This window comes from Amycolatopsis rhabdoformis (assembly GCF_035918295.1).
GTDB lineage: Bacteria > Actinomycetota > Actinomycetes > Mycobacteriales > Pseudonocardiaceae > Amycolatopsis > Amycolatopsis rhabdoformis.
Genome location: NZ_CP142149.1, coordinates 1,096,325 through 1,112,735, shown reverse-complemented (window position 1 = coordinate 1,112,735; position 16,411 = coordinate 1,096,325). Strand labels below are relative to the sequence as shown.

Sequence of the window (16,411 nt, the reverse complement as noted above, 5' to 3'; positions counted from 1 at the left end):
TGCCGATCGCCCGACCCTACCGGGCCTCAGACCGCCAGTTTGGTGAGCAGCGCCACCAGGTGCCGGCGCTCGTCGGCGTCGAGCGGGGCCAGCATCGACTCGTTCACGCCGTCGACGACCGGGATCGCGCCGGCGAGCAGCTCCTCCCCCGCCGGCGTGAGCCGCAGTTCACGGCGGCGCCGATCGGCGCCCACGGTGCGCGTGATCAGCCCGCGTTCTTCCAGGCGCAGCAGCAAGTTCGCGAGCGTGGCCTTGTCGGTCGCCGCGCGCTGACCGGCCGAAGCCTGGTCGAGGCCCGGCGTCTCCGAGATCGCCACCAGCACGGCGTACTGCGGCTTCGTGAGCCCCGGCAGCTGCGCCTGCCAGCGCGCGCCGTGCTCCTGCAGGGCGCGCCGCAGCGCGTGGAACACCGACTCGTCCATCCGGCTCGTCATGATCTTCATGTTAGTATGAAGACGAACGGTTCGTATACGAACTTATCTACGCCGACGAGGAGGTACTGCCGTGCCCCACGACGATCTGAGGTCGTTCCTGGCCACGCTCGAGGACGAAGGCCAGCTGCTGCGGGTGACCGAGCAGGTCTCCCCCGAGCCCGACCTCGCCGCGGCCGCCAACGCCGCACCGCGGCTCGGCGACGCCGCCCCCGCCCTGTACTTCGACAACGTCGAGGGCTTCACCGACGCCCGCATCGCGCTCAACGTGCACGGGTCCTGGGCCAACCACGCGCTCGCGCTCGGGCTGCCGGCGCGCACGGGCGTGCGCGAGCAGGTGGCGGAGTTCATCCGCCGCTGGGACGAGTTCCCGGTGCCGGTCGAACGTCGGGAAGACCCGCCGTGGGCCGAAAACGTGCTCGAAGGCGCCGACGTCGACCTGTTCTCCGTGCTGCCGCTGTTCCGGCTCAACGACGGCGACGGCGGCTTCTACCTGGACAAGGCCGCGGTCGTGTCCCGGGATCCGGAGGACCCCAGCGACCACGGCAAGCAGAACGTCGGTGTCTACCGCCTGCAGGTGAAAGGCCCCGCCGAGCTGGGGATCCAGCCCGTACCGATGCACGACATCGCGCTGCAGCTGGCCAAGGCCGAGCGCGCGGGCGAGGACCTGCCGGTGGCGATCGCGCTGGGCAACGACCCGGTGATCCCCATCGTCGCGGCCACCCCGCTGGCCTACGACCAGAACGAGTACGAGCTGGCCGGCGCCCTGCGTGGCGCGCCCGCCCCGGTCACCGCCGCGCCGCTGACCGGCCTCGACGTGCCGTGGGGCGCGGAAGTGGTGCTGGAAGGCGTGATCCTCGGCCGGCGCCGCGAGCTGGAGGGGCCGTTCGGCGAGTTCACCGGCCACTACTCGGGCGGGCGCAGCATGCCGGTGATCCGGATCGACCGGATCTCCCACCGCACGCGTCCGGTGTTCGAGACGCTCTACCTCGGCATGCCGTGGACCGAGATCGACTACCTGATGGCCGCCAACACCTGCGTGCCGATCCACCGGCAGCTCACGGCCGAGTTCCCCGAGGTGCGCGCGGTGAACGCGATGTACACCCACGGCCTGCTGGCGATCATCTCCGCGAAATCGCGCTACGGCGGGTTCGCGAAAGCCGTCGGGATGCGGGCCATGACCACTCCGCACGGCCTCGGCTACCTCAAGACCGTGATCGTGGTCGACGAGGACGTCGACCCGTTCGATCTGCCGCGGGTGATGTGGGCGGTGTCCACGAAGGTGAACCCGGCCGGTGACGTGATGATCCTGCCGAACCTGCCCGTGGTGGCGCTCGACCCGGCGGCCGACCCCGCCGGCATCACGCACAAGATGATCATCGACGCGACCACGCCCGTGTCGCCGGACGACCGCGGCCACTTCAGCCAGCCGGTGAAGGACCTGCCGGAAACCGCCCGGTGGCTGGACAAACTGCGCGCGCTGGCCGCCCGGTGACCGCGCCGGAAGGAGCACCGACCGTGACCTGCCCCCGCTGCGACAACCCCGAGGTCGCGAAGCTCGCCGACTCGCCCGTGGCCGGGGTGTGGACCGTGCACCAGTGCCCGCGCTGCCGCTACACCTGGCGCAGCACGGAACCGGCGCGGCGCACCCGGCGTGCCGCCTACCCCGAGGAGTTCCGCCTCACCGCGCAGGACATCGCCGCGGCCACTGCCGTGCCCGCGGTGCCGCCGTTAGAGTCGCGGCCATGAGCGACACACTGATGTGGGAAGTCCGCGCCGCACCGGGGCGCCAGCAGGACCTGCTGTCGTGGGTCGAGGCCACCGCCGTGCCGGAACTCACGGCCACGGAGCAGTTCGCCGGCGCCGACGTCTACCTGGGCGGACAGGACCGCGTGGTGGTGATCGCGCGCTGGCACGCCACTCCCCCGCGGCTGCCCGACCCGCCGGAGGAGCTGCTCGCGCGGCCGGTCGCGCAGTGGCCGTTCCAACACCACAGCACCGTCACGCCCTGAACCCAGTAGGTTCGAGGAGCCGGAACACCCTCGTCTTGGAGGTCAGGAATGACAGTCGCGCAGATCGCCTACATCCGTCCCAAAGCGGGCAAAGAGGCGGAGGTGGAGCAGCTGCTGCGAGGGCTCGTCGACGCGGCGCGCCAGGAAGAGGGCACGCTGCTCTACCTGTTGAACAAGCGGGAGGGCGAGTTCGTGTTCTACGAGATGTTCGCCGACCTCGACGCTCTGAAGGTCCACAGTGGCAACGACGCGCTGCGCGGCCTGGTCGCGCGGGCCGATGAGCTGCTCGACGGCGGGATCACCGTGGACAAGGTGACCTACGTCGACGGAGCCGGTCGCTTCAACTGAAAAACGTCCCGTTCCCACCTCACCCGATGAGGGGACAATGAGGCTGACCCGGTGAACTGCTGGGTACTCCTCGAAACGTCCACCGGAATTCGGCACGACGGAAGGGAGCGCGAGATGGACGGCATGTTCGACAAGGCCAAGGAGAAGCTGCAGGAGTTCGCGGGCCAGCACCCGGACAAGGTCGACCAGGGCGTCGACAAGGCCGCCGACTTCGCCGACGAGAAGACCGGCGGCAAGCACGGTGACCAGATCCACCAGGGTGCCGACAAGCTGAAGGAACGTTTCGGCGGCGACGAGCAGCAGCAGTAAGTCGCGGCCGGACCACAGAGGGGCCTCCCCGCCGGTATCCCGAGCCGGCCGGGGAGGCCCTTCGTGGTTATTTCCGCAAGCTTTCCACCGCTTCGGCGAGGTCCACGACGTCGGCGTACTTCGCGTCGAGGTCCACGAGGTTGGTTTCGTGCACGGCTTGCGTGCGGTCCGCGCAGGCCTGGCGCACCACCTTCGGCCGGAACCCGTGGTTCAGCGCGTCCATCGCCGAGGCCCGCACACAGCCCGAGGTCGAAACCCCGGCCACCACCAGGGTGTCCACCCCGGACGTGACCAAAGTGGACGCGAGCGAAGTGCCGAAGAAGGCCGACGCGTACTGCTTCGTCACTACGACCTCACCCGGTTCGGGTTTCAACGGCCCGATTTCGCCCCAGCCGCCTTCGGCCCCTTCCTCGAACGCCTTGAGCGCCGGGACTTTCCGCACGAACAGCCCACCGTCGGCCAGGCCGCGCGAGTAGACCACCGAAGTCCACAGCACCGGGTGCCCGGCCGTGCGCGCGGCTTCGAGCAACGCGCCGGTCGCCTCGATCGCCGGGCCCGGCGCCGGCAGCTCGAACGGCCCGCCCACTTCGGTGTACGCGCGCACGAGGTCGATCACGAGCAGCGCGGGCCGCGTTCCCCAGCCGAGCCGGCCGGAGAACGCGGACCCGTGCGGCCCGCTCACGTCGCCGACCAGACCGGCCGTTGCGGGGCCGGCAGGCCGGTTTCCGCCTCACAGCGGGCCAGCAGTTCCTCGATCGGCGGGCCCATGTCGAACACGGGCAGCTCGGCCGGGCGCGAAGCCCGCAGCTGATCGCGCAGCGTCTGCGTGGCGGCAGTGTCCACCGTGCCGTCGGCCGCGACGACCACGCCGTAACCGCGAGCGCCGTCGGGCGTCACGAGGCCGCGCTCGACTTCCAGGCCCACCAACGCCGGGTCGCGTTCGAGCGGGTCGCCCCAGCCGCCGCCACCCCACGTCACGAAGTGCAGCACGTCGCCCGCGTGCACCGGCACGTCGTGGCACTTGCTGGGCAGCACTTCCTTCGTACCGTCGGCCCGCACGATCCACTTGGTGCCGCGGGCGCCGGGCGCGCCGCCGTTGACTCCCCACGGGTAGGTGAGCCAGCGGTCGTCGTGGATCGCGATCGTGCCGGGTTCTTCGAACACGTACGTCACGTCCACGCCGTTGCCGCCGCGGTGCAGGCCCGCGCCACCGGTGTCGGCGACGGTCTCCCAGCGTTCGATGCGCAGCGGGTAGTAGGACTCCAGGTACTCGCACGGGATGTTGACGAAACTCGGCCACAGCGAGTGCCCGTCGGGCCCGTCGCCCAGCGGCCGGCCGGGGATGCCGCCGAAGCCGATCGAGTACAGCTGGAACCACTCGCCCTTGCGTTCGCCGCTCGAGTAGTTGCCGGAGTACATGAAGTGCGGGCTGGAGGAGAACCCGGCGGCGTTGAGCAGCGCCGGGTTCGTCTGGCCCAGCAGGCCGCCGAAGAGGTCGAACACGCGCCCGATGCCGTGGTTGCGGCCGTTGAGCGAGGCCGGGTGCTTCGGCTTCCAGTAGGAACCGTCGGGGATGGTCACGTCGATCAGTGGGTAGAAGCCGTCGTTCCACAGGATCTGCGGGTCGGCGACGGTGATCATGTAGATCCCGAAGAACATCCGGGTGAGGTTCTCGTTGATGTAGTAGTTGATCGGTCCCGCGGCCTGCGGCGAGCTGCCGGTGAAGTCCAGGTGCACCTTCTCGCCGGTGCGCGTGAGCGAAAGCTTCAGCTCGTACGGGCCGAAGCCCACGCCGTCGTCGCAGATGTAGTCGGTGAAGCTGATCGTCTTGCCGTCTTCGAACACGGCCTGCAGCAGGATCTTCATGGCGTCGTAGTTGCGCTGCAGCAGAGCGTCCAAAGCGGACAGGTAGGTGGCCGTGCCGAACCGGTCGCACATCTCGATCACGCGGCGCGAGGCGGTGCGGCACGCGGCGACGAGCCCGTTGAGGTCGGCGCGGTTCCAGTCGGGCATGCGCACCTGGTTGAGGATGATGCGCAGCGCGTCTTCGTTGAGCTCGCCGCCCCGGTAGAGCTTGAACGGCGGCACGACCACGCCTTCTTCGTAGATCGTGCGCGCGTCGGTGGGCATCGAGGACGGCGTCTTGCCGCCGACGTCGGACATGTGCCCGAACATCGAGGCCCAGCCGACCAGGCGGTGCTCGTGGTAGATCGGCATCACGATCAGCCAGTCGTTGGCATGGCTGATCGCCGCGCCGCACGCGTACGGGTCGGACGTCATGAGCACGTCGCCCTCTTCGATGGTGCCCTCGAAGCCGTCGAGGAAGTCCGGGATGGACAGTCCGAACTGGCCCACCACCATCTTCCCGCTCGGGTCGCCGATGAGCGGGAACTCGTCGTGCTGCTCGCGGATGCCCGGCGACAGCGCGGTGCGGAAGAGCACCTCGTCCATCTCGTAGCGGGCGTTGCGCAGCCCGTTCTCGATCAGGTCGAGCGTGACCGGGTCCACTTCGGACTTGGTGATCGCGCCGGTGGCGGTCTCGATGATCTCGGCCAAGGCTCAGCCCTCCAACGGGGTGATCAGCAGGCTGCCGGACGCGTGCACGGTGGCGGCGTGGTCGGGCAGCACGAGGGTCGTGGAGTCCATTTCGGTCACGATCGCCGGACCGGCGACGACATCGCCGGCCAGCAGCTTCGCGCGGTCGTACACCTTCGCGTCGAGCTGCTTGCCCGACACGTGGATCGGATGCGTGTCGACCAGCGCGGCGGTGGGATCACCGGTGCCCTCGGGCAGCGTCACCGGCGCCACCGAAGGCCGCGGCCCGGTGACGGTGGCGCGCGCGTTCACCAGCTCGTGGTCCACGCCGAGCAGGAAGGAGAACAGCCGGTCGTGCTCGGTGTCGAAGTGCTTGGCCAGCAGCTCGAGCGCGGTGTCGGGCGTGTCGAGCGACGCCGGGTCGACCTCGACCGGGATCTCGAAACCCTGGCCGTGGTAGCGCACGTCGACCTGGAAGCCGAGCGTCTGGTCGGCCCGGTCGAGGCCCTGGTCCACGAGCCGGCCGCCGGCCTCGTCCCCCAGCTCGCGCAGGATCTGCACCAGCTCGGCGCCGGTGAGGTCGGCGAAGCGGCGCAGCACGGTGCGGGCCGACACGTCGCGCAGGCTCGTGGTGGCGTCGCCGAGCGCGCACAGCACGCCGGGTGAGGGCGGCACGATCACGGGCCACGCGCCGGTGAGCTTGCCGAGGGCGTTGGCGTGCAACGGACCCGCGCCGCCGAACGCGACGAGCGCGAAGTCTCGCGGGTCGAAGCCCTGCTGCACCGAGACCAGCCGCAGGCCGCCGAGCATGTTCTCGTTGACGATGTCGATGATCCCGGCCGCGGCGGCTTCGACGCTGGGCAGGCCCATCGCGTCGGCGACCTTGCCCACGGCGGTGCGGGCGGCTTCGACGTCGAGCGTGATCTCGCCACCGGCCAGCTGCGCGGGCAGGTAACCGAGCACCACGTTGGCGTCGGTCACCGTCGGTTCGGTGCCGCCCTTGCCGTACGCGGCGGGACCCGGGTCGGCACCCGCGGACTGCGGGCCCACGCGCAGCGCCTTCGTCAGCTCCGGCACGTGCGCGATGGAACCGCCGCCGGCGCCGACCGTGCGAACGTCCACACTGGACGCCCGCACGGTGAGGTCACCGACCTGCGTCTCGCGGCCGATGCGCGGGTTGAGGTCCTGCACGAGCGCGACGTCGGTGGACGTGCCGCCCATGTCGAACGTGATGAGGTCGCGGTGGCCGCACTGCTCGGCCACCCACACCGCGCCGGTCACGCCGCCGGCCGGGCCGGACAGCAGCATCGTGACGGGAGCGGCGACCGCCGCATCGGCCGCCGACAGGCCGCCGTCGCTGCGCAGGATGGCCAGCTCGCCGGCCACCCCGCTGGCGGCGAGCTCCCCGGCGAGGGTCTCCACGTACTTCTTCACCTGCGGCTGCACGTACCCGTTGGCGACGGTGGTGACCGTGCGCTCGTATTCGCGCAGCTCGGGCAGCACGTCCGAGGACAGCGACACCGGCACCCCGGGCAGCACCTCGGCGGCGATCTCGCCGACGCGGCGCTCGTGCGCGGAATCGGCGAAGGAGTTGATCAGCGACACGGCGAGCGCCTGGATCCCGCGTCCGCGCAGCTTTTCCAGCTGGGCGCGTACGTCGGCCTCGTCGAGCTCGCGGATCACCGCGCCGTCGCTCGCGATGCGCTCGTCGACCTCGACGGTGTTCTCCAGCGCGGCAAGGGGTTCCGGCTTCGGCCAGATGATCCAGCCGGCGAGCCCGCCCGGTACGTACGAGCGCGCGATCTGCAGCACCTGGCGGAAGCCGCGTGTGGTCACCAGCCCCACGCGCGCGCCCTTGCCTTCGAGGATCGCGTTGGTGGCCACGGTGGTGCCGTGCAGCACCTGCGCGACCTCGCTCAACGCGATGCCCGCGTCGGCACACACCTTCGCGATGCCGTTGCGGACGCCGACCGACTGGTCGGCGGGGGTCGACGGGGTCTTCGCCCGCCAGGTGCCCCCGGTCGTCTCCTCGACCAGCAACACGTCGGTGAACGTGCCACCCACGTCTACTCCGAGCCGGTACGTCATATCTTCTCCTGCTCCTGGGCCGCCCGAACCATCACAGCTCGGGCGTTGCGGATGTGGGCGGTCATCACGGCTCGGGCCCATTCGAGGTCGCCGGCGCGCAGGGCGGCGACGATCTCGACGTGGTGCGCGAGGCTGCGCCGCAGGGACTGTTCGTCGTAGGTGTGGAAGTTGCGCAGCACGATCGGCGCGTGGATGGCGCTGGCGAGCGCGCCGGCCAGCGCCGGGTGCCGGGCGAGGGCCACGAGCTTGGCGTGGAACTCGCGGTTCATCGGCACGAGCGCGTCGAGGTCCTGTCCCGGTCCGGGGGAACCGATCTCGACCATGCGGGCGGCGAGCTCGTCGAGCGCGGCCAGGTCGGCCTCGCCCGCGTGGGGCACGGCGAGCGCGGTGAGCTGGGGTTCCAGCAGGGTGCGCAGCTCGAACACGCCCTCCAGCTCGTCGACGGTCCACCGGCTGACCCGGGCACCGCGGTTGGGCACGAGCTCCACGATGCCCTCGGCCGCGAGCCGGGTCAGCGCCTCGCGGACCGGGGTCCGGCTCACGCCGAGCCGCACGGCCAGCTCGACCTCGCCGAGCCGGGCACCGGCCGGGAACTCGCCCCGCAGGATGAGCTCGCGCAGTGCGTCCACCGCGCGTCCCGAGCTTGTCGCTGGCTGTGTCACCCGTCACCTCGTCTCGCAGATTGTGTGCAATCTAGGCCGACGCCTTGTCCAACGCAAGGCGTGGGGCGTACTTTCGCACTGGATGTATACAAGGAGGAATTCCGTGGGAAATCTGCTCGGTACCGCCGGAACCCCGCGCAAGCGCCTGCGTGAGCTGCTGGCGGCCGGTCCGCCACTGGTCGCGCCCGGGGCGTACGACGCGCTTTCGGCCCGGCTGGTGGAGCAGGCCGGGTTCGACGTCGTGTACATGACAGGCTTCGGCACCACCGCGTCGCTGATCGGGCGGCCCGACGTGGGGCTGCTCTCGGCGGCGGAGATGGTGGACAACGCGACGCGGATCGTCTCGGCGGTCGACCTGCCCGTGATCGCGGACGCCGACACCGGTTACGGCAACGCGATCAACGTGGTGCGCACGGTGCGGGCCTACGAACAGGCCGGCGTGGCGGCGATCCACCTCGAAGACCAGGTGATGCCGAAGAAGTGCGGCCACATGTCGGGCAAGGCCGTGATCTCGCGCGAGGAGATGGTCGGCAAGATCGCCGCGGCCGCCGCGGCCCGGCGCGACCCGGACTTCGTGCTCATCGCCCGCACGGACGCCGCCGCCGTCCACGGCCTCGACGACGCCCTCGGCCGCGCCAAGGCCTACGCCGACGCGGGCGCCGACGTGCTGTTCGTCGAAGCGCCCACGAGCGAGGAGAGCATCGAGCGCGTGGCCACGGAGCTGCGCGGCGTCGCGCCGCTGGTGTTCAACTGGGCCGAAGGCGGCCGCACGCCCCCGCTGCCGCTCTCGCGCATCACGGAACTCGGCTTCTCCCTGGTGCTGTACCCGATCGGCACCCTGCTCGCCGCCACGGCCGGCATCCGCTCCCTGCTCGACGTGATCCAGCGCGACGGCACCCCCACCGCGGCGCTGCCGGGCGTGCCGACGTTCGACGAGTTCACCACGCTCATCGGGCTGCCCGAGGTGCGCGACCTGGAGCAGCGGTTTTCCGGGGAGTGATCAGGGTTTCCGCGCGGTGATCAGGAGGTGCTCCTCCACCTGCGCGCCGGGCTTGCCGGGCTCGAAGACCTCCGACCGCGTGCCGGTCACCTCGAGCCCGGCGGCCCGGACCCGATTCTCGAGATCTTCGGGCGCGAAGCTCGTGACCCGGATGGCGTGGCCGAGGAACTCGATCGGCAGGTCCTCGATGTCACCGGGCACGGTGATCAGCACGAGCTGCCCGCCAGGCTTGAGCCACGCGGCGACTTTGCCGAGCAAGCCTTCCGTCTCGGCCCGGGTGAGCTGCACGAACGAGAAGAACGCGCAGACCGCGTCCCAGCTCGCCGCCTCCGACTCCCACTCGCGCACGTCGACGTGCAGGAACTCCGCCGCCGGCACCTGCTCACGCGCGATGCGCACCATCTCGGCCGACACGTCGAGCCCCGTGACGTGATGCCCCGCCGCGGCCAGCTCCGAGGCCAGCGGCCGGCCCGTCCCGCTGCCCAGATCGAGCACCTTCGACTCCGGCGCCAGCTCGGCCACCAGCTCCCGGATGGCCGCGTCCACCAGCGGCCGGGCGCCGAAGGCTTCCTCGTACTCCGCGCCGAGTGCGTCGAACAGTTCCTCAGCGGTGGCTTCCTCGCCCATCCCGGTCTCCCCTCGTGAGGGGACCACTGTGACACAGAAAGAGGTGGCACAGGACCAGCTCCTGGAAAGGCCGCTACTCGGCCCAGATCCCCCGCACATGCCGGATGTGCCGGTACATCAAGGCTTCCGCCCCGCCCGCGTCGCGGGCTTCGATGAGGTCCAGCAGTTCCGCGTGTTCGTGGGACGACGGGATGAGCTCGTCGCGGTCGGCGAGGCCGCGGAGGCCGTAGATGCGGGAGCGGGAGCGCAGGGAGCGGACGGTCTCGACGAGGTGGGGGTTGCCGGCCTGGTCGAGCAGGCGCAGGTGGAACTGCATGTCCGTGGCGACGTGCGCGATGAGGTCGCCCGAGGCGGCCGCGCGTTCGATGCCGGCGGCGAGCGGGCGCAGTTCGGCGAGCACCGCCGGGTCGACGCCGGTGGCGGCGAGGCGGCGGACGGTGGGCACCTCGATGAGGGCGCGCAGCTCGCTGAGGTCGTCGAGGTCCTTTTCGGACGGTTCGGTGACGCGGAAGCCCTTGTTGCGCACCGTGTCGATCAAGCCCTCTTTCACGAGGTCGAGCATGGCCTCGCGCACGGGGGTGGCGGACACGCCGAACTGCGTGGCCAGCGTCGGCGCCGAGTAGACGACGCCGGGGCGCAGCTCCCCGGAGATCACGGCCGCGCGCAGCGTCTGCGTGATCTGGTCGCGCAGGTTGCGCTGCACGCCGAAGGTGGGCAGCGTGAGCGCGAGGTGCTCCTGGCCGGTCAACGTGACTCCCCCCGGGCGGCCTCGTAGGTGGTGGCGGCGACCACCAGATCCTCCCACGCCATTCCCACGCTCTTGAACAGCCGGGGCCCCACTCCCAACGCAGCCACGCCGCGGACCACTTCGGACAGCGGCACCAGCTCGGAAGCGGCCAGCGCACCGTCCGACACCGCCAGGACCACGTCGCCGGCCTCGCGCAGCGCCGTCTCCACGGCCTCGACGACCACCGTCGCACGGGCGGCCAACGCGGAGTCGACCTCCCGCACGTGCGGTTCGTGCGAGCCCACCGCCACCACCACCGCCGAATCCCGCACCAGCGCACCGTCGAACAACGGCGTCGGCGAGGTCGTGCAGCAGGCGACGAGATCGGCCGAAGCCACGTCCGCGGCCGTGCCCACCCGGGCGTCGCAGGCCGCCGCGAACTCGGCCGTGCGGGACGGAGAGCGGCCGACCACCACGACCTCGCGCACCGACCGGACCGAACGCAGGGCTTCGATGTGGCTCGCCGCCTGCGGTCCCGTGCCGAACACCACCAGCCGCGACGCGTCCGGCGGCGCCAGGCAGTCGACGGCCAGGGCCGACACCGCCGCGGTGCGCACGGACGTGAGCGCGACGCCGTCGAGCAGCGCCAGCGGGGTGAGGGTGGGGCCGTCGAGCAGCAGGTACTCGCCCTGGATGCGCGGCCGCCCGAGCGCCGGGTTGCCCGGCGCGACCGTGGCCACCTTCACCCCGGCGTAGGCGCCCCAGAACGCCGGCATGAGCAGGAACTGCCCGCTCGGCACCGGCACGACACCCCGCGCGGGGTCTGCCGAGGGATCCAAACCACCGGCGAGCGCCGAGCGCAGCGCCGCGATCGCCGCGGGCATCGACGGCCGCGCGGTCAGCACTTCGGTCACAGTTCGAACCCCGTGGGGAACGGGTCGTCGGGGTCGAGGAAGTACTGCGCCGTGCCGGTGAGCCACGCGCGGCCGGTGATCGTGGGGACCACGGCGGGCAGCGAGCCCACGGTGGTCTCCTCGACCAGGCGGCCGATGAAGTGCGTGCCGATGAACGACTCGTTGCGGAAATCGGTGTTCAGCGCCAGCTCGCCCCGCGCGTGCAGCTGCGCCATCCGCGCGCTCGTGCCGGTGCCACACGGCGAACGGTCGAACCAGCCGGGGTGGATCGCCATGGCGTGCCGCGATACGCGCGCGTCGGAACCCGGCGCGGCCAGGTACACGTGGTGGCACCCGGAGATCTCGGTGTTCACCGGGTGCACGGGCCGGTCCTGGTCGTTGATCGCGTCCATGATGGACAGTCCGGCGTCGAGCAGCTTCTGCTTCTCCGCCCGGTCGAACGGAAGCCCGAGCTCGTCGGTCGCGACGATCGCGTAGAAGTTGCCGCCGAACGCCAGGTCGTACCGGACCTGGCCGAGCCCCGGCACCTCGAGCTTGCGGTCGAGCCCGACCGAGAACGACGGCACGTTGCGGATCGTGACCGACTTCGCGACCCCGTCGTGCACCGCCACCTCGGCGACGACCAGGCCGGCCGGGGTGTCGAGCCGGATCGTGGTGACCGGCTCGACGACCTCGACCATGCCCGTTTCGACCAGCACCGTCGCGACGCCGATGGTGCCGTGGCCGCACATCGGCAGGCAGCCCGACACCTCGATGAACAGCACGCCCCAGTCGGCGTCCGGGCGGGTGGGCGGCTGCAGGATCGCGCCGCTCATCGCCGAATGCCCGCGCGGCTCGTTCATCAGCAGCTGCCGGAGGTGGTCGAGGTGCTCGACGAAGTACTGCCGGCGCTCGAACATCGTGGCGCCCGGCACGACCCCGACCCCACCCGTGATCACGCGGGTCGGCATCCCCTCGGTGTGGGAGTCGACCGCGTGGAACAGCCGCTTGGCGCGCATGGTCTAGGAAAGCCCTTCTTCGAGCGCTCGTTCGGTGGCCTGGCGGACGGCCTTCTCCTGCTCGGGTGTGAGCGGCACCCGGGGCTGGCGGCACGGCCCGCCGTAGCGGCCCGCGAGATCCATGCTCAGCTTGATCGCCTGCACGAACTCGGTGAGCGAATCCCAGCGCAGCAACGGGTGCAGCAGCCGGTAGAGCGGCACGGCCTTGTCCAGGTCGCCCGCCTTCGCCGCGGCCCACAGCTCGCTGGTGGCCTTCGGGAACGCGTTGGGGTAGCCCGCGACCCAGCCGGGCGCGCCGGCGATCGCCAGCTCCAGCATCACGTCGTCGGCCCCGCACAGCACGTCGAGCTCCGGCGCCAGCTCGGCGATCCGGTACGGGCGCCGCACGTCGCCCGAGAACTCCTTGACCCCGGAGATCAGACCCTCGGCGTGCAGCTCGGCCAGCAGCTCCGGCACGAGGTCGACCTTGGTGTCGAACGGGTTGTTGTAGGCGACGATCGGCACGCCGGCCTTCGCGACCTCGCGGTAGTGCGCGAGCACCGCGCGCTCGTCGGCCCGGTAGGAGTTGGGCGGCAGCAGCATCACCGCGGGGCAGCCCGCTTCGGCCGCGTCCTCGGCCCAGCGCCGGGCCTCCGTGGCGCCGTAGGCGGCGACACCCGGCATCACGGTGAAGCCCTCGGGCGCGGCTTCGACGGCCGTGCGGACCACGCGCGAGCGCTCCTCGGGGCTCAGCGTCTGGTACTCGCCCAGCGAACCGTTGGGGGTCACGCCGTCACAACCGCTTTCGGCCAGCCACGCGACGTGCTCGGCGTAGGTGTCGAAGTCGACCGTCAGCGTGTCCGGGGCGTTCTCCCGCAAGGGAAGTGCCGCCGCCACCAGCACGCCGTGCCACGGCTTTTCGCGCCCGGTCATGAAGCCTCCACGAAGTCGATGTTACCCAGAGCGTCGAGCAGGACCCGAGCGCGCAAACCCGCTCGGAAAATTCATCGTGCCATGTGTCATGTGACATTGTACAGTGGCCTGACCTCGTCCCCCATCGTGGGAGGCTCCATGTCAGAGACGACCGGCGCGCCCCCGAACCTCACTTCACACGTGCTGGCGGCCCGGCTCGAACGCCTGCCGATCTCCCGGTTCCACTACAAGCTGCTCTTCGCGGGCGGCCTCGGCTACACCTTCGACGCGATGGACGGCGCGATCGTCGCCTTCATCCTCCCCTCCGTGACCGCCGAATGGGGGCTCTCCAGCGGAGCCACCGGCATCCTCGGCAGCAGCCTGCTCATCGGCTTCCTCTTCGGCGCGTTCGGCGCCGGCGTGCTCGGCGACAAGATCGGCCGGCGCGCGGTGATGGTGAGCGCGCTGATCCTCTACGCGGCCGCCAGCCTCGTCGCGGCCGCGGCGCCGAACTTCGCCGTGTTGTTCATCGCGCGCGTGGTGGCGGGCATGGGCACCGGCGCGGAGAGCGCGATCATCGCGCCCTACCTGTCGGAGTTCGTGCCGTCCCGCGTGCGCGGCCGGTACATCGGTTCCCTGGCCGGATTCTTCGCGTTCGGCTACGTGTTCGCGAGCCTGCTCGGCTACTTCGTGGTCAGCGACGTGCCCCACGGCTGGCGGTGGGTGCAGGTGCTCACCGCCGTGCCGATCGTGATGCTGCTGTGGTGGCGCCGGTCATTGCCGGAATCGCCGCGGTTCCTGCACGTGCACGGCCGGGTGGCGGAAGCCGAGCTGGTGGTGCGCGACATCGAACGCCAGGTGAGCGCCCGCGTCGGCCCGCTCCCTGCGCCACAACCGTCCACACAGGACGAAGACGTGCAGGTGTCCTCGGGCACCATCGCGTCGAACCTGCGCGCGCTCGTTTCGTCCGGCCTGCGCAAGACCACGATCACGTCGTGGGTCTACTGGTTCGTGGCGATCTTCACCTACTACGGCTTCTTCACCTGGATCCCGTCGCTGCTGGTGAAGCAGGGCTTCGACATTTCGAAGAGCTTCCTGTTCTCCATCCTCATCTACCTCGCGCAGATCCCGGGCTACTACTCAGCCGCGTTCGTGAGCGAGCGCATCGAGCGCAAGTGGACGATCGTGATCTACCTGGCCGGTGGCGCGATCGGCGCGCTGGGCCTGGCGTTCGCGGGCACCAGTACGCAGATCCTGGTCTGGGGCATCGTGCTGTCGTTCTTCATGAACGGCAACGCGGCGCTCGAATACTCCTACACGTCCGAGATCTACCCGACGATGATCCGCACCACCGGCCTCGGCGTCGCGTCGGCGGTCGGGCGGATCGGCGGCATCATCGCGCCGATCGTGATCGGGTTCTCCTACAGCAACGTCGGCTTCGGCGGCGTGTTCACGATGCTGCTGGTGCTGCTGGTGATCGGCGCCGCCGTGGTGGCCGTGTTCGGCCAGCGCACCACCGGTCGCTCGCTCGAGACGATCGGGCAGGAGACGATCGGACGTGACTGAACCCCTCTCGGAAGGCGAACCGATGGCAGATCTCACCGTCCGGCACGTGAGCGTGGTCGACCCGGAGACCGAGCGGGTGGCCGGTGACCACACGATCCGCGTCGAGGCCGGCCGGATCACGGCGGTCGAGCCCGATCCCGGCGGTGCGGTCGGTGCCGGCGAACTCGACGGCACGGGCCTGTTCGCGGTGCCGGGGCTGATCGACTGCCACGTGCACGTGAACGCGGTGAGCGCGGCGCTCGGCACGGTGGCCGACGCGTCACCCGCGTACGTGGCCGCGCAGGCTTCGCACCTGTTGAAGGACATGCTGGCGCGCGGCTTCACCAGTGTCCGCGACGTCGGCGGCGCCGACTTCGGCATCGCGGCTGCCGTGGCCGAGGGCCTGTTCACCGGGCCGCGGATCTTCTTCGGCGGCAAGGCACTTTCGCAGACCGGCGGCCACGGCGACCTGCGCCCGGCCGGGCGCGACGTGCACGACCAGCACTACGCGATCCCGATCCTCGGCCGCGTGTGCGACGGCGTGGACGAGGTGCGCCGCGCCGCCCGCGACGAGATCCGCCGCGGCGCGTACCACCTGAAGATCATGCTGTCCGGCGGCTGCGCGAGCCCCACCGACCGTGTCGACTCGCTGCAGTTCTCCGACGAGGAGGTGACGGCGATCGTGGAGGAGGCGGCCGCGGCGAACCTCTACACGGCCGGGCACGCCTACACCGCCGACGCCGTGAACCGCGGCCTGCGCCTCGGTGTGCGCACCATCGAACACGGCAACCTCCTCGACGAGACCTCGATCGACCTGTTCCTGGCGCACGACGCGTTCTACGTGCCGACGCTGGTCACCTACCAGGCGCTGCTGGAGCAGAGCCGCGAGCTGGGGTTCACGGCGGAGCAGTACGAGAAGGTCGTGCGGGTGACGGAAAACGGCTACGAGGCCCTGCGGCTCGCGGACTCGGCCGGGGTGCGCATCGCGTACGGCAGTGACCTGCTGGGCGCGATGCAGGCGCGGCAGTCGGAGGAGTTCACGTTGCGCGCCAAGGTGCAGAAGCCGGGTGCGGTGCTGCGCTCGGCGACCTCGGTGGCCGCCGAACTGCTGCGCCAGGTCGGCCAGGTGGGCACGCTGGCGGCCGGCGCGCACGGTGACGTGGTGCTGGCGCGCGCGAACCCGTTGGAGGGATTGGAGGTGCTGGCGAATCCGTCGACCGGGGTGGCGGCGGTGGTCCAGGACGGGGTGGTGCGGGTGCGGCGCTGACCGACCGCGAGCGCCCGAAAATTCCGGACCCGAGGGGGCCTGACAGGTCCCCTCTGG

Annotated in this window: 18 protein-coding genes; 8 read left to right on the top strand and 10 right to left on the bottom strand. The window is 70.8% G+C overall.

Annotated features, from left to right (window positions below; genetic code table 11):
* Window positions 1-26 precede the first annotated feature (26 nt).
* Entirely contained in the window at window positions 27-434 is a 408-nt protein-coding gene (locus tag VSH64_RS05135) for a MarR family winged helix-turn-helix transcriptional regulator (RefSeq protein WP_326834300.1), read from the bottom strand.
* 70 nt (window positions 435-504) lie between these two features.
* On the opposite strand from VSH64_RS05135, the gene VSH64_RS05130 reads away from it, so the two are divergent.
* The 5 genes from VSH64_RS05130 (at window position 505) to VSH64_RS05110 (ending at window position 3,100) form a co-directional block, all read left to right on the top strand.
* Window positions 505-1,926: a non-oxidative hydroxyarylic acid decarboxylases subunit C gene (locus VSH64_RS05130; protein ID WP_326834299.1), complete on the top strand. Its 1,422-nt coding sequence runs from the start codon at window positions 505-507 to the stop codon at window positions 1,924-1,926.
* Between the two features lie 23 nt (window positions 1,927-1,949).
* Entirely contained in the window at window positions 1,950-2,180 is a 231-nt protein-coding gene (locus VSH64_RS05125) for a non-oxidative hydroxyarylic acid decarboxylases subunit D (RefSeq protein WP_326834298.1), read from the top strand.
* Entirely contained in the window at window positions 2,177-2,443 is a 267-nt protein-coding gene (locus VSH64_RS05120) for a hypothetical protein (protein WP_326834297.1), read from the top strand. Before VSH64_RS05125 ends, VSH64_RS05120 begins: the two co-directional genes overlap by 4 nt.
* Before the next feature lie 48 nt (window positions 2,444-2,491).
* Complete coding sequence (locus VSH64_RS05115; protein WP_326834296.1) at window positions 2,492-2,791, top strand: putative quinol monooxygenase; 300 nt, start codon at window positions 2,492-2,494, stop codon at window positions 2,789-2,791.
* Between the two features lie 114 nt (window positions 2,792-2,905).
* Window positions 2,906-3,100, top strand: a complete 195-nt coding sequence (locus VSH64_RS05110; RefSeq protein WP_326834295.1) for an antitoxin — start codon at window positions 2,906-2,908, stop codon at window positions 3,098-3,100.
* A 67-nt stretch (window positions 3,101-3,167) separates the two neighbouring features.
* On the opposite strand, the gene VSH64_RS05105 is transcribed toward VSH64_RS05110, so the two are convergent.
* From VSH64_RS05105 to VSH64_RS05090, 4 genes are read right to left on the bottom strand one after another with little or no spacing between them, the layout of a single operon-like run.
* Complete coding sequence (locus tag VSH64_RS05105; RefSeq protein WP_326834294.1) at window positions 3,168-3,782, bottom strand: isochorismatase family protein; 615 nt, start codon at window positions 3,780-3,782, stop codon at window positions 3,168-3,170.
* Window positions 3,779-5,656, bottom strand: coding sequence for a hydantoinase B/oxoprolinase family protein (locus VSH64_RS05100; protein ID WP_326834293.1), 1,878 nt, complete (start codon window positions 5,654-5,656; stop codon window positions 3,779-3,781). The genes VSH64_RS05105 and VSH64_RS05100 overlap by 4 nt, the downstream gene beginning before the upstream one ends.
* A 3-nt stretch (window positions 5,657-5,659) precedes the next feature.
* Complete coding sequence (locus VSH64_RS05095; protein ID WP_326834292.1) at window positions 5,660-7,723, bottom strand: hydantoinase/oxoprolinase family protein; 2,064 nt, start codon at window positions 7,721-7,723, stop codon at window positions 5,660-5,662.
* Window positions 7,720-8,352: a GntR family transcriptional regulator gene (locus VSH64_RS05090; RefSeq protein ID WP_326834291.1), complete on the bottom strand. Its 633-nt coding sequence runs from the start codon at window positions 8,350-8,352 to the stop codon at window positions 7,720-7,722. Before VSH64_RS05090 ends, VSH64_RS05095 begins: the two co-directional genes overlap by 4 nt.
* Window positions 8,353-8,488: 136 nt before the next feature.
* On the opposite strand from VSH64_RS05090, the gene VSH64_RS05085 reads away from it, so the two are divergent.
* Window positions 8,489-9,385 (top strand): isocitrate lyase/PEP mutase family protein, encoded by an 897-nt coding sequence (locus VSH64_RS05085; protein WP_326834290.1) that lies wholly within the window; start codon window positions 8,489-8,491, stop codon window positions 9,383-9,385.
* Here the strand turns inward: VSH64_RS05085 and VSH64_RS05080 are convergent, their stop codons facing one another.
* The 5 genes from VSH64_RS05080 to VSH64_RS05060 all read right to left on the bottom strand — a co-directional run bounded on the left by VSH64_RS05080 (window position 9,386) and on the right by VSH64_RS05060 (window position 13,563).
* Window positions 9,386-10,012, bottom strand: coding sequence for a class I SAM-dependent DNA methyltransferase (locus tag VSH64_RS05080; protein ID WP_326834289.1), 627 nt, complete (start codon window positions 10,010-10,012; stop codon window positions 9,386-9,388).
* A gap of 73 nt (window positions 10,013-10,085) precedes the next feature.
* On the bottom strand, window positions 10,086-10,760 hold the full coding sequence (locus tag VSH64_RS05075; RefSeq protein ID WP_326834288.1) for a GntR family transcriptional regulator: 675 nt from the start codon (window positions 10,758-10,760) through the stop codon (window positions 10,086-10,088).
* The gene (locus VSH64_RS05070; RefSeq protein WP_326834287.1) at window positions 10,757-11,653 is read right to left on the bottom strand and encodes an ornithine cyclodeaminase family protein; all 897 of its coding nucleotides are present in this window, start codon (window positions 11,651-11,653) and stop codon (window positions 10,757-10,759) included. The genes VSH64_RS05075 and VSH64_RS05070 overlap by 4 nt, the downstream gene beginning before the upstream one ends.
* Window positions 11,650-12,651, bottom strand: coding sequence for a proline racemase family protein (locus VSH64_RS05065; RefSeq protein WP_326834286.1), 1,002 nt, complete (start codon window positions 12,649-12,651; stop codon window positions 11,650-11,652). The genes VSH64_RS05070 and VSH64_RS05065 overlap by 4 nt, the downstream gene beginning before the upstream one ends.
* Before the next feature lie 3 nt (window positions 12,652-12,654).
* Window positions 12,655-13,563 (bottom strand): dihydrodipicolinate synthase family protein, encoded by a 909-nt coding sequence (locus VSH64_RS05060; RefSeq protein WP_326834285.1) that lies wholly within the window; start codon window positions 13,561-13,563, stop codon window positions 12,655-12,657.
* Window positions 13,564-13,701: 138 nt separating this feature from the next.
* Here VSH64_RS05060 and VSH64_RS05055 point away from each other — a divergent pair, with 138 nt between their 5' ends.
* Window positions 13,702-15,108, top strand: a complete 1,407-nt coding sequence (locus VSH64_RS05055; protein WP_326834284.1) for an MFS transporter — start codon at window positions 13,702-13,704, stop codon at window positions 15,106-15,108.
* A 22-nt stretch (window positions 15,109-15,130) separates the two neighbouring features.
* Entirely contained in the window at window positions 15,131-16,354 is a 1,224-nt protein-coding gene (locus tag VSH64_RS05050) for a metal-dependent hydrolase family protein (RefSeq protein ID WP_326834283.1), read from the top strand.
* The last annotated feature ends 57 nt before the right edge of the window (window positions 16,355-16,411 follow it).

What these genes read in the sequence shown, in the direction of transcription:
- VSH64_RS05135 (WP_326834300.1), bottom strand. Translation starts at nt 434, where the DNA reads ATGACGAGCCGGATGGACGAGTCGGTGTTCCACGCGCTGCGGCGCGCC.
- VSH64_RS05120 (WP_326834297.1), top strand. Translation starts at nt 2,177, where the DNA reads ATGAGCGACACACTGATGTGGGAAGTCCGCGCCGCACCGGGGCGCCAG.
- VSH64_RS05115 (WP_326834296.1), top strand. Translation starts at nt 2,492, where the DNA reads ATGACAGTCGCGCAGATCGCCTACATCCGTCCCAAAGCGGGCAAAGAG.
- VSH64_RS05110 (WP_326834295.1), top strand. Translation starts at nt 2,906, where the DNA reads ATGGACGGCATGTTCGACAAGGCCAAGGAGAAGCTGCAGGAGTTCGCG.
- VSH64_RS05095 (WP_326834292.1), bottom strand. Translation starts at nt 7,723, where the DNA reads ATGACGTACCGGCTCGGAGTAGACGTGGGTGGCACGTTCACCGACGTG.
- VSH64_RS05080 (WP_326834289.1), bottom strand. Translation starts at nt 10,012, where the DNA reads ATGGGCGAGGAAGCCACCGCTGAGGAACTGTTCGACGCACTCGGCGCG.
- VSH64_RS05065 (WP_326834286.1), bottom strand. Translation starts at nt 12,651, where the DNA reads ATGCGCGCCAAGCGGCTGTTCCACGCGGTCGACTCCCACACCGAGGGG.
- VSH64_RS05060 (WP_326834285.1), bottom strand. Translation starts at nt 13,563, where the DNA reads ATGACCGGGCGCGAAAAGCCGTGGCACGGCGTGCTGGTGGCGGCGGCA.
- VSH64_RS05055 (WP_326834284.1), top strand. Translation starts at nt 13,702, where the DNA reads ATGTCAGAGACGACCGGCGCGCCCCCGAACCTCACTTCACACGTGCTG.
- VSH64_RS05050 (WP_326834283.1), top strand. Translation starts at nt 15,131, where the DNA reads ATGGCAGATCTCACCGTCCGGCACGTGAGCGTGGTCGACCCGGAGACC.